The organism is Tsukamurella sp. NPDC003166 (assembly GCF_040611135.1).
Taxonomy (GTDB): Bacteria; Actinomycetota; Actinomycetes; order Mycobacteriales; family Mycobacteriaceae; genus Tsukamurella.
On sequence record NZ_JBEXNL010000003.1, the window covers coordinates 248,338 to 259,842 of the forward strand.

The window sequence follows — 11,505 nt, forward strand, 5'->3', positions numbered from 1 at the left end:
CGCACGCGCCGCGGATCCTTCGCCCGGTCGAAACGCGGCGTGGGCGACGTCGACGCGGCGTGGGGGACGTCACCGGCGGCGCCCGCGTCAGCGCAGCGGGTGGGTGAGGAGCAGCTCGCAGTTGCGGTCGGCGGCGGCGCCGAGGAGCGCGTCGTCGCGGTGGACGTCGTTGTAGGCCAGCTCGCGGTAGAGGCTGGCCAGGCCCTTCGCGCTGAGGTCCGACGGGTTCGCCGTGGCCGGGCTCGCGGCTTCGATCAGCGGGGTGAACAGGCTCAGCGTGCCGTCGCGGTTGTCGGCGACCTCGATGATCCGGGCCAACTGCGGGAAGTCGACGTGGCTGGCGGTGTTGATCTCCCAGAAGCTCTGCTTCGGCGTGGGGCCGGTGTGCGCGATCATCTCGTTCTTGTGGGTGTGGCCGTTGACCCACGCGATCACGTTCGGATGGTCCGTCAGCGTCTTCACGACCACGCCGCCGTCGTACTGCTTCTCGCCGGGCTCCTCGGGGTCGGCCAGCTTCGCGCCCATGGTCTTCGAGGTGTGGTGGCTGAACACGATCACGAGCTGGTCCGGGTGCGCCGTGAGCTGTGCGACCAGCCACGCGAGCTGCCGCTCGCCGATCGACCCGTCGGCCAACCCTAGGTTGTTCGTCGTGTCGAGCGAGATCCCCAGCACGCCCGGCGCGAGTTGGAAGGTGTACCAGGTCGGCCCGTCGGGACTGGCGAAGCCGTGTCCCACGGGGCCGGGCCCGGTGACGGCGGGGTCGAAGTGGCGGCGCACGAACTCGCGGGGGCTGAACGGAGAGCGCTTGAGGTCGACGGTGGCCGGGATGACCGGTCCGGACAGCTTGAGCTGCGCGAGCATCGGGCCGAGCTGCGACGGGTCGGTGGTGATCGCGCGGGCTATCGCGAGGGCCGCGGGGTCGGTGTGCGGGATATCGAACTTGACCGGCGACAGGTAGAGCCAGTCGGCGATGCCGTTGGGCAGCGTGCCGAGCAGGCCGTCGTCGTGGTTGCCGACGACGGCGTACCAGGGCATCGTCAGGCCCGGACTGGTGTGGACACCGATGGCTGCCCGGAGGAAACCGGGGATCTGCTGGAAGCCCTTGTCCTTGTACGTGTCCCAGTACGGCGACTCGGACTGCCAGTAGAGAGCCGCGCCGTGCGCCTGGAGCCCCTCGAAGCGGTCGGGGGCGCCGGTGTTCGGCACGATCGTGCCGCCCGAGAGCACCGTCTGGAACCAGTTGAGCTCGGCGAGCTCACGGTTGTCGGTGTTGTCGCCGGTGGTGATCACGCAGTCGAACGGGCGCCCCGTGAAGGGGCCGGACCGCAGCGCGTTGATCCGTTCGACGAGCGACACCGCGCCCTGCGTGGTGAGCGTCTCCTGCGGGCGGAAGGCCGGCCCCTGGAACGGGTGGATGAACTCGAACCGCGCGGGGCTCTGCGCATCGACGATGTGCATGTCGGTCAGCTGCACGAAGGCGGCGAGCGGAGCGCGCGTGGCCTCGCGCGCACCGCCCGCGGTCGCGAGTTCCTGCCGGACGTACAGGGGCCAGCCGGCACCGTCGACCAGCGGGCGGTACCCGCCGGACCGGGCCGCACCGGGCACGCTCACCCGCTCGAGGGTGGTGCCGGAGATGTTCGCGGAGACGGTGGTGCCCGGCAGTGCGTGCGCGATCCGGCCGGTGGCGGCCGCGGCGGCGGTGGCGAGCGCGGCGGCGGCGCCCGCGCGCAGGAATCCCCGGCGTGTGGTCATGAGTAGAGACCCTAACCCCACGTCTCATGAGACACATGAACAACACGCGTAACATTGGTGATCGCTCGGCGGCGGCTGCGTGCCGGGCGCAGTGCCGCCTACTTCGCCAGGTACTCGCCCAGTTGCTTGACGATGAGATTGGCGCCGGTCGGACCGAGGCCGAGGTACCAGACGTCGTCGTCCACGCGGAAGGCCTTGCCCTTCTGCACGCCGCTCAGCTGCGACCAGCCGGGATTCGCCAGCGCCGCGGTCTCGCCGGTGTTCTCCGGCTTGCCGTAGCTGGAGTAGAAGATGTAGTCGCCGTCGGCCTGGGAGATGTTCTCCAGCGAGATCTCGGTGGCGAGCTCGTCGATGCCCTGCTTGCCCGCGCGTGGCAGCGCCGCGTCCTGCAGGATCACGCCGATCAGCGACTTGTTGCCGTACAGGCGCAGCCGGTTCGGCATGAATCGCACGAGGGAGATGGTCGGCTTGGCGCCGGTGAAGCGCGCGCTGAGCGCCTTGGCGTTGTCGGCGTAGGAGTTCAGCGCGTCCTTCGCCTTCTGCTCCTCGCCGACCGCGGCGCCGATGAGGCGGAAGTTCTCCTTCCATGGGAAGCCGGGGCGGATGGAGAAGACGGTCGGCGCGATCGCCGAGAGCTGCTCGTACTGCTTGTCGACCCGCAGCTGGCTGCCGAGGATCAGGTCGGGCTTGAGCTTGGCGATGGCCTCGAGGTTGAGCGTGGTGTTCTTGCCCACGGTCTCGACGCCCTGCACCTTGTCGGCGAGGTAGGTCGGGATGGGGCTGGCGCCGTCGGTGACGACCATGCCGACCGGCTTGATGCCGAGCGTGATCACGGAGTCGAGCTCGCCGCTGTCGAGCACGACGATGCGCTCCGGCTTCTTCGGGATTTCGGTGACGCCGCGCGCGTGCTTGATGGTGCGGGGGAACACGCCGGGCGCGGCGTCGGTGCCCAGTTTGGCGGTCTCCGCGTCGGCCGTGCCGAACCGTTCGCCGCCGGTCGCGACCTCGGTGTTGCCCGAGTTCTTGGCGTCGTCGTTCGAGTTCGAGCAGGAGCTGATGCCGACGGTGGCGGCCAGCAGGACGACTGCGGGCGCGAGTCGCCGGGCGAGGGATCGTGTCATCACCTGCGGAATCCTAGCGGACCATTTAGGTGAGGCATATCAAAGTTGCTCCGGGTGACCGCCAAGAGCCCGATGTCAGGTCAGCGACGCGATGGTGCGGTCCGTCGTCGCGGGCGAGAACAGGTCGACGACAGGGAGCAGCGCGCGCAGCGCGGCGGGCGAGACCTCGACCGGCTGGTGCGTCACCGCCCGGACGAGCCACCGCCCGGCCTCGTCCGGCTCGAGGGCCGAAGCGCCGGAGTACTCGGCCGTCGGGGCGATCATCTCGGTGCGGACCAGCGGGAAGTACACGTTGGTCGCGTGCACGCCGGGGTGCGGTCGTTCCGCGTTCAGGCTCCGCCCGAAGATCGACAGCGCGTTCTTGGACGCCGCGTAGGCGGAGAACTTGGGAAAGGTGTTGGCGAGCAGGCCCCAGGTGCACACGTTGACGATCTGACCGCGGCCCCGCTCGATCATCCCCGGCAGCACACCGATCGAGAGCTGCACGGCCGCAAAATAATTCAGGTTCATCGTGCGCTGATAGTCGTGGAACCGGTCGGTGGAATCGGCGATGGTCCGCCGGATCGAGTGACCGGCGTTGTTGATCAGCACGTCCACCTCGCCCAGATTGGTGAGCAGCCCGTCGATCGAGTCGGAGTCCGTCAGGTCGCACACGCGGTACTCGCCGCCGGTCAGCGCGCAGAGCTCCTCGAGCTCGTGCTCGCGCCGCGCCACCGCGATCACGTGGGCGCCGCGCCCGGCGAGCTGGAGTGCCGCCTCGCGGCCGATGCCCGACGATGCCCCGGTCACCACGATCCGCAGGCCGCGGACCGTCCGGCCCGGGCCGGACAGGACGTTGTCGAGCGACTCGGGCAGCAGGCTCCGGCGCTGCATCAGGTCACGCAGAGAGATCGACATCGGTCACTTCCTCACGATCACGACGAACGGGCCCGTCTCGGTGACGGCGAATCTGGGGTCCTCGAACAGCTTCTCGGGGAACACGACGGTGTACCGGCGCACGTTCGGGTCGTTCGGGTACACGTCCTCGGCCAGGCGCAGCGACAGGCCGTCGGCGGACCGTCGGAACACGAACGCGGTGGGGGCGCGCCAGGGCGTGGTGTCGAGCGCGTGGATCAGCTCGTCGGGGGTATCGAGTTTCGCCCACGATTCGATCGCCGCGGACCGGGCGCTGAAGTGCGCCAGCGGGTTCGCGTAGTTCGACGTGAGGTTCTGGAAGCCCCAGTACGGGTAGATCGCGAGGAAGCCGTAGTCGGCGGTGAGCACCACGGTGTCGGTCCGGGGCTTCCCGGTCGCGGCCAGGATCGCCGCGTCCACGTCCTTGTACGACGATTCCGCGCCCGCGGGCCGGCGGTCGCCGCGGTGCCCGTCACCGTCGGTGTCCGAGTAGGCGACGGCGATCTCCCCGGCCAGCTGCGCGGGGATGGTCTGCGCGACGCCGACGGCGGCGAGCCCCGCGAGCACGATTCCGGCCTGCCGGTACCGGGGGTAGCCCTCGCCGAGCGAGCCGACCAGCGAGACCGCGCCGAGTGCGCCCGCGGCGGCGAGCAGGATGTGCAGCACGGGCTCGGTGCGGAAGCCGAGCAGCGTTGTCCCGGCGGGCGCGGCGACCATCGACAGCAGCGCCCACAGGTACACCCCGCCGACCGCGAGGCCCAGAGCCTGGGCGTGCAGGCAGGTCCGGGCGCGCACCAGGATCCAGACGACGCCGGTCAGCGCGAGAGCGCCGAGCAGCGAGAAGTGCAGCATGGGGAAGGGCAGGACCGAGCCCTGCTCGGGCAGGTAGTGGAAGGCCGACCCCTTGGGGTCGGTGCCGCCGCGGACGGCACGCAACAGGAACGGGCCGTAGGCGGGCGTGCCGATGACGATGGCGATCACGCCCATCGCGGCGACGCGCACCGGGTAACGCCACTCGAACCGGCGCTCGCGCACCCACGCGGCGATCAGCGCGACCACGCCCATCAGCACGACGGCGAACGCCGCGACCCCGAGGTAGAGCGTGTAGAACCAGACCGCGACGCCGAGGTACACGCCGACCAGCGCGATCGCGCCGCGATGGCCGCGCAGGATCGCGTACCAGGCGATGATCAGCACGGGCGGAAGCACGATAGCGACCGCCGCGCCGTAGGGCTCGGACGACCCGTAGAGCAGCATGGCGACCGTGGTTGCGAGCGTCGCGGCGACGGCGCGAGCGGGACTCCACACGGCCAGCCAGAGGGCGAGCGCGATCGCCGCGGCCACCGCGAGCGAGATGATCGCCCAGGGCTGGTACGCCTCCCAACCGTCCATCCCGAACGCCCTCGCGAACCGCCCGCCGAGCCAGAACCAGCCGGGCGAGTACAGCGGGGGCATGTCCGCGTAGGTCATGTCCGCGAGCCGCGGTGAGCTCGTGAGGCGCGTGAGGTACTCGGTGCGGAACTGCTGGTCGACGGAGATGCCGCCGAGGTACAGCTTGGTGCCGCCGAGTGGCAGCGCCAGGGTGAGCGTGACGAATCCAGCGACCGTCGCGAACGACACCAGCCGGGCGAGGCGCGCGGGCCACCGTCGGGCATGGGACAGGACGAGCGCGCAGGCGGTGAGCACCGCGATCGCGGCGACCTGCCCGACGGTGGCGAAGGCCCGCGTGACGTTCGAGCTGCTGTAGGCGGGCCAGTCGACCGAACGGATGGCCAGCCACCCGACGACGCCGACCGCCGCCGCGAGGATCACGGCGGCGGCGAGGTCGAGGGCCAGGTCCCGGGCCCGGACGGGGGCCTCGGGAGCGTCGACGGTGCGCGGTGCAGTCACGCGGTCAGACTAGATGGGCGGGTTCGTCAGCGGCCACGCCCGTGCTAGATCGGCAGCTTGCGGAAGATCGGCTGCGGGATGTTCTTGAGGCCGAAGTTGACGAAGGCCCACGGTGCGGGGGCGAAGACGATCCGCTTGCCGGCCATCGCGGCGTCGACGGCGAGGCGACCGATGACGTCCTTGTCGATCGTCAGCGGCGCCTCCTTGACGTGCGCGGAGAACTTGGTGCGCACCATGCCCGGCCGGACCACGGTGACGGAGCCGCCGAAGGGCTCGAGCGCCTGGCCCAGGTTGAGATAGAAGCCGTCGAAGCCGGCCTTGGAGGAGCCGTAGACGAAGTTGGTGCGGCGGGGCCGCAGGCCCGCCACCGAGCTCATCGCGATGATCTGGCCGTGGCCCTGCTCCTTGATCCTCTGGCCCAGGAGCACGCCCACGGACACGGCGCCGGTGTAGTTGACCTGCGCCAGCAGCACGGCCTTGCGCTGGTTCTGCCACAGCTCCTCGGCGTCGAAGTCGAGGGCGAAGGCCACGATCGCGACGTCGATGTCGCCGCCCGCGAAGGCGGCGTCGATGGTCTTCTCATGACCGTCGAAGTCGGTGGCGTCGAAGTCGACGACCTCGACCGAGGTGGCGCCCGCCGCCTCGACCTGGGCGACGGCCTGCTCGCGCAGCGGATCGTTCGGCAGCGCGGCGAGCACGACACGGATCGGGCCCTTCGCGAGGTACTCCTCGACGATGGAGAGGCCGATCTCGGAGGTGCCACCGAGCAGCAGGATGGACTGGGGGACGCCGACGGCGTTCTTCATGGGGTGTGATTCCTTGCGGTCGTGAGGCTCAGGCGAGTTCGAGGCGGCGGCCCATGTCGGACATGAACACGCCGGTGGGATCGATCGTGCGACGCGTGGCGATCCACTCGTCGACCCGCGGGTACATGGCGTGGAACATCGCCGCGGTGGTGCGGGAGTCCTTCGCGGTGTACAGGCGCCCGCCCATGGCGAAGACGCGCTTGTCGAGCTCGGTGACGAACTCGTGCAGGCCCTTCTTGATGGGGAAGTCCAGGCACACGTTCCAGCCGCGCATGGGGAAGCTCAGCGGCGCGTCGTTGCCGTCGCCGAACAGCTTGATCACGTTGAGGAAGCTCACGTGGCCCGAGGCCTGGATGTCGCGGATGATCGCCTTGAACTCGTCCTCGTTGCCCGGCGGCACCACGAACTGGTACTGGATGAAGCCCTTGGGGCCGTAGGCGCGGTTCCACTCGCCGAACAGATCGAGCGGGTGGTAGAACTGGGTCAGGTTGGCGATCTTGCCCTGGTAGGTGCTGCCCGTCGCGCGGTAGTACACCTCGCTGAGCAGGGCGAAGTCGAACTTGTTCGCCAGGCCGTGGGGGAAGACGTCCGGCAGGGTGACGAGCTGCGGCGCGTCGAACTTCAGCGGTTCCTTGGCCAGCTTGTCGGGCAGGTCCTCGAGCTTCGCGAGGCTGCCCTTGGAGAAGGTGCCGCGGCCGAGCTTCTTCTTCGAGATGGAGTCGAACCAGCCGGACGAGAAGTCGGCCCCGTCCTCCCAGCCGTTCAGGTGCAGGTCGACGGTCTCGTCGAGCGAGCCCGTCACGCAGCCGTCGGCCTTGAAGTAGGCCGTCTCGGTGCGCTGCATGTGCAGCTTGGCGCGCAGGATGATGCCGGTCAGGCCGATACCGCCGACGGTGGCCCAGAAGAGCTCTCCCGTCGGGTCGTCCGGCGTGCCCTTCGGCGCGAGCGTGAGGATGCGGCCGTCGGCCACGAGCAGCGTGATCTCGGCGACCTGATTGCCGAAGCTGCCGGTCGAGTGGTGGCTCTTGCCGTGGATGTCGTGCGCGATGGCGCCGCCGACGGTGACCTGCCGCGTGCCGGGGAGCACGGGAACCCACAGGCCGAAGGGCAGCGCAGCCTTCATCAGCGTGTCGAGGTCGACGCCTGCGTCCACGTCGGCGACGGCCTTCTCGGCATCGATGTCGTGGATGGCGCTGAGCGGCGTCATGTCGATGGTCAGGCCGCCGGAGTTCTGCGCCGATTCGTTGTACGAGCGGCCCAGGCCGCGCGCGATGACGCCGCGGCGCAGGTAGGCGGGCTTGTCGGCCTCGGCGTCGGCCACGACGGCCACGGCCTTGGCGATCTGGTCCACGTCGGGGGTGGACAGCACGTGCCCCTCGATCGGGGTGGTGCGCGACCACCCCATCAGCTTGCGCGTCGAGATGGGCAGATAGGGAAGAGTTGTCTCGGACATCGCAGGCCAGAATACCGCGCCCAACCTGAGCCGACACTGAGCTTGAGTCCGCTGTGACCCCTCCGGTGCATCGCGCCGGGGCGATCGCGTGGGCGGGGATCACGCCGATCGCGCGACACTCGGATTCGGTCCGTTCCGGACAGCGCGTCCATATCGGACAGGATCCGAGTGCGCCGGGATCGGTCTACCCCGAGAGTGTGACGCGGATTGCGGCCGGACCGGCGTCACACTCTCCCGGGCTCGGTGCTCACCGACAGTCGGGGCTTATCGTCCGACGGTGCGCCGGGCTCGCGCAGGTGCTCCCACATCGCGTCCACGAGGGGCTGGAGGAACAGGCTGCCGAGCTGCCGGACCATCATGGCGATGACCTGGTCGGACTCGGCGCGGTCGGTGGATGCGAGGTGGGCCGCGCGCAGCCGCACGACCTCGCTGCGGCCGAGGTCGGCGAGCCGGATCAAGAGGTTCGACCCGGCGGGGTCGAGAAAGGAACGGCGCAGGTAGTCCACGACGGCCGGATGCCGGGCCAGCATCTCGCGGACGGCCGCGTCGCGCGCGGCAGCGACCTCCGCGGGCGGGCCCTCGTCCGGCACGCTCGCGATCGCCCGGGCGTGGTACTCGACGATCTGCTCCTCGACCGCTCCCCGCAGCCCGTCCTTCGTCGTGAAGTGGTGCTGCACGAGGCCGACGGTGACCCCCGCGCGGGCCGCGACGGCGCGTAGGGGGACGGCGCTCGCGCCCTGCGCGGCGAACAGCTCCAGTGCGGCGTTGCGGATCCTCGCCTTGGCGGTGAGGTCGTCGCTCGTCGCAGGGAGATCGGTCCCGGATGTCCCTTCCACCCGCGTGATGGTACTGGCTCGGGGGTTGCGCTGTACAAACGCATCGTGGACTATACAAACATATTGTCTGCCCGACCGAGCTGGAGAAGAGACCACCGTGACCGCACTGTTCCCCGAGTACCGCCCCTCCTGGGAGACCCCCGAGCACGCCGAGTTGCGTCAGCACGCCGCGGAGTTCTTCCGCCGCGAGGCCGCCCCGAATCAGGAGCGGTGGGCCGAGCAGAATCAGGTGGACCGCGACTTCTGGAACAAGGCGGGCGCGGCCGGACTGCTGTGCACCGAGCTGCCGGAGTCCCTCGGCGGCGCCGGCGGGGACTTCGGCCACGATTCGGTGGTCGTGCAGGAACTCGCCCTGTCGGGGGACTCCGCTTTCGGATTCGGTGTGCATTCGACGATCTGCGCGCACTACATCGAGGACTGCGGCACCGAGGAGCAGCGGGCGCGCTGGCTGCCGGGTGCCGCATCCGGCGACGCGGTCCTCGCGATCGCGATGACCGAACCGGGTACCGGCTCCGACCTGCAGGCCGTACGCACGACCGCGGTCCGCGAGGGTGACGAGTACGTCATCAACGGCAGCAAGACCTTCATCTCCAACGGCAGCCATTGCGACCTGCTCATCATCGTCGCCAAGACCGATCCGTCCCAGGGTGCCAAGGGCATCTCGCTCATCGTCGCCGAGACCGCCGGACTCGCCGGCTTCGAGCGCGGGCGGGTGCTGAGGAAGATCGGCCAGCACGGCCAGGACACGCGCGAGCTCTCCTTCGTCGACATGCGCGTCCCGGTCGCGAACCTCCTCGGCGGTGTCGAGGGCCAGGGCTTCTATCAGTTGATGCGTCAGCTCCCGCGCGAGCGGCTGAGCATCGCGATCGGCGGTGTGGGGGCCGCGGAGGCCGCGCTCGCGGAGGCGGTCCGGTACACCAAGGAGCGCAAGGCCTTCGGCAGCGCGATCGCCGATTTCCAGAACACCAAGTTCGTGCTCGCCGAGTGCAAGGCCGATGTCCTCGCCGGTAAGACACTGGTGGACCACTGCATCGGGCTCGCGATCGCGGGCGGCCTGGACGCCGCCACGGCCTCGATGGCGAAGCTATGGGCGACGGAGATGCAGTGCCGCGTCATCGACAAGTGCCTGCAGCTGTTCGGCGGCTACGGCTACATGATGGAGTACCCGATCGCCCAGATGTACGCGGCGGCGCGCGTCCAGAAGATCTACGGTGGCACCAACGAGATCATGAAAGAACTGATCGCCCGGGGGATCTGAGGTCGGCTCGAAGAGTCTCGAGCGCGCGGTGCTGGTGGATCCGGACGGCGTGCGGTGAGAGCCGGAGGGCGGCGGCCGTCTGCTCGACGGTGCGCCGCTGCACCACGCGCAGGCGCAGCACGCGGTACAGCTCGGGCGGAAGCGCTGCCCGCAGGCGCGCATCGGCGCACGGAGATTCGGGTCCCATGATGTCGTCCACGGTAGGGAGCCGCGTGCCGTCACCGCATCCTCCGAACGGATGACCCGTCGTCGGCTGATCGGCCGATTCGCCGGTGCACCGGCGCGGCAGCCGATTCGGCGGTACGTTGTGGAGGACCGAGACGGACGCCATCCGAGGAGGTCCGATGAACGATTCTTGGGCCGAGACCGTTGCCCGGGCTACCGAACTCCGACGCGAACTTCATCGCCGCCCCGAACTCGCCTGGGGGGAGCACGCCACTGCCGCGGCCGTGCGCGCCGAACTCGACGCGATCGGCCTCGCGTGGCGGGCCTGTGCGGGCACGGGCACCGTCGTCCGCCTCGCGCCCCACGCGGCCGGGCGGCACACGGCGCTGCGCGCCGACCTCGACGCCATGCCGATCCGCGAGGCCACGAAACTGCCGTACGCCTCGGAGAACGACGGTGTCATGCACGCATGCGGTCACGACGGCCACACCGCCGCGCTGCTCGCCGCGGCCCGCTGGCTGCACCGCCACACGTCGAGCTTGCCCGGCCCGGTGACGCTGCTGTTCCAGCCGGCCGAGGAGGGCGGGCACGGCGCGCGCGGGATGATCGACGACGGTGCCCTCGACGGCGTGGATGTCGTTTTCGGCTGGCACAATTGGCCCGGCCTGCCCTTGGGCCGGGCGCTGTGCCCCGACGGTGCCGTGATGTCGGCGAACGGCACCTTCGAGGTCGAGCTGATCGGCCGGGGCGGCCACGCCGCACAGCCCGAGGCCACCCGCGACCCCGTGCTCGCCGCGGCCGCGGTCGTCGTCGCCCTGCAGCAGATCGTTGCGCGGCGCATGTCGCCGCAGCAGGCGGCCGTTGTCGCCGTCACGTCGTTGCGCGCCGCGAGCGCCGCCACCGTCACGCCCGGCTCGGCCTCGCTCGCCGGCAGCGTCCGCGCCGCCGACGACGGCGCCCGAACGCGCATCTTCGCGCTCATCGAGGAGATCGCCGGGGCCACCGCCGCCGCGCACGGCGTGGTCGCCGAGGTTCGGACCGTCGTGCGCTACGGCGCCACCGTCAACCATCCGGGGCCGGCGGCCGAACTGCGGGAACGCCTTTCGACGGTGTTCGGCCCGGGATGGCGCGATCCCGTCGTGCCGACACCCGTCCTCGCCTCCGAGGACTTCAGCTACTACCTGCAGGGGACGCCCGGCGCGTTCGCGCTCCTCGGCACCGGCACGGCGGCGCCGCTGCACAGCGCCGACTACGACTTCGACGATGCCCTGCTCGACCCCGCCGCGCGCCTGCTGGTGGGTCTCGCGGGGGCGCCGGAGCCGCCCTGACA

Annotated in this window: 10 protein-coding genes; 2 read left to right on the forward strand and 8 right to left on the reverse strand. The window is 70.3% G+C overall.

What is annotated here, in order from left to right:
* Positions 1–87: 87 nt before the first annotated feature.
* The 7 genes from ABZX10_RS05380 to ABZX10_RS05410 form a co-directional block, all read right to left on the reverse strand.
* Positions 88–1,752, reverse strand: a complete 1,665-nt coding sequence (locus tag ABZX10_RS05380) for a TIGR03767 family metallophosphoesterase (RefSeq protein WP_355535385.1) — start codon at positions 1,750–1,752, stop codon at positions 88–90.
* A gap of 98 nt (positions 1,753–1,850) precedes the next feature.
* Positions 1,851–2,873, reverse strand: coding sequence for an iron-siderophore ABC transporter substrate-binding protein (locus tag ABZX10_RS05385; RefSeq protein ID WP_355535696.1), 1,023 nt, complete (start codon positions 2,871–2,873; stop codon positions 1,851–1,853).
* 75 nt (positions 2,874–2,948) lie between these two features.
* Positions 2,949–3,770, reverse strand: coding sequence for an SDR family NAD(P)-dependent oxidoreductase (locus ABZX10_RS05390; RefSeq protein ID WP_355535388.1), 822 nt, complete (start codon positions 3,768–3,770; stop codon positions 2,949–2,951).
* A 3-nt stretch (positions 3,771–3,773) separates the two neighbouring features.
* The gene (locus ABZX10_RS05395; RefSeq protein ID WP_355535391.1) at positions 3,774–5,657 is read right to left on the reverse strand and encodes an arabinofuranosyltransferase; all 1,884 of its coding nucleotides are present in this window, start codon (positions 5,655–5,657) and stop codon (positions 3,774–3,776) included.
* A 44-nt stretch (positions 5,658–5,701) separates the two neighbouring features.
* Positions 5,702–6,463, reverse strand: coding sequence for a decaprenylphospho-beta-D-erythro-pentofuranosid-2-ulose 2-reductase (locus tag ABZX10_RS05400; protein ID WP_355535394.1), 762 nt, complete (start codon positions 6,461–6,463; stop codon positions 5,702–5,704).
* A 28-nt stretch (positions 6,464–6,491) separates the two neighbouring features.
* A complete protein-coding gene (locus ABZX10_RS05405) occupies positions 6,492–7,916 on the reverse strand; it encodes an FAD-binding oxidoreductase (protein WP_355535397.1) in 1,425 nt (474 codons plus the stop codon).
* Positions 7,917–8,140: 224 nt separating this feature from the next.
* Positions 8,141–8,752 carry a helix-turn-helix domain-containing protein gene (locus tag ABZX10_RS05410; RefSeq protein WP_355535400.1) on the reverse strand — a complete coding sequence of 204 codons (612 nt, stop codon included), beginning with the start codon at positions 8,750–8,752 and terminating at the stop codon, positions 8,141–8,143.
* A gap of 97 nt (positions 8,753–8,849) precedes the next feature.
* Between ABZX10_RS05410 and ABZX10_RS05415 the strand changes: the two genes are divergently transcribed.
* Positions 8,850–10,010 (forward strand): acyl-CoA dehydrogenase family protein, encoded by a 1,161-nt coding sequence (locus tag ABZX10_RS05415; protein WP_355535403.1) that lies wholly within the window; start codon positions 8,850–8,852, stop codon positions 10,008–10,010.
* On the opposite strand, the gene ABZX10_RS05420 is transcribed toward ABZX10_RS05415, so the two are convergent.
* The gene (locus ABZX10_RS05420) at positions 9,979–10,341 is read right to left on the reverse strand and encodes a sigma factor-like helix-turn-helix DNA-binding protein (RefSeq protein ID WP_355535406.1); all 363 of its coding nucleotides are present in this window, start codon (positions 10,339–10,341) and stop codon (positions 9,979–9,981) included. The two genes, ABZX10_RS05415 and ABZX10_RS05420, sit on opposite strands and share 32 nt — an antisense overlap.
* 13 nt (positions 10,342–10,354) lie before the next feature.
* Here ABZX10_RS05420 and doeB2 point away from each other — a divergent pair, with 13 nt between their 5' ends.
* Complete coding sequence (doeB2, locus tag ABZX10_RS05425; protein ID WP_355535410.1) at positions 10,355–11,503, forward strand: N(2)-acetyl-L-2,4-diaminobutanoate deacetylase DoeB2; 1,149 nt, start codon at positions 10,355–10,357, stop codon at positions 11,501–11,503.
* Positions 11,504–11,505: the final 2 nt, after the last annotated feature.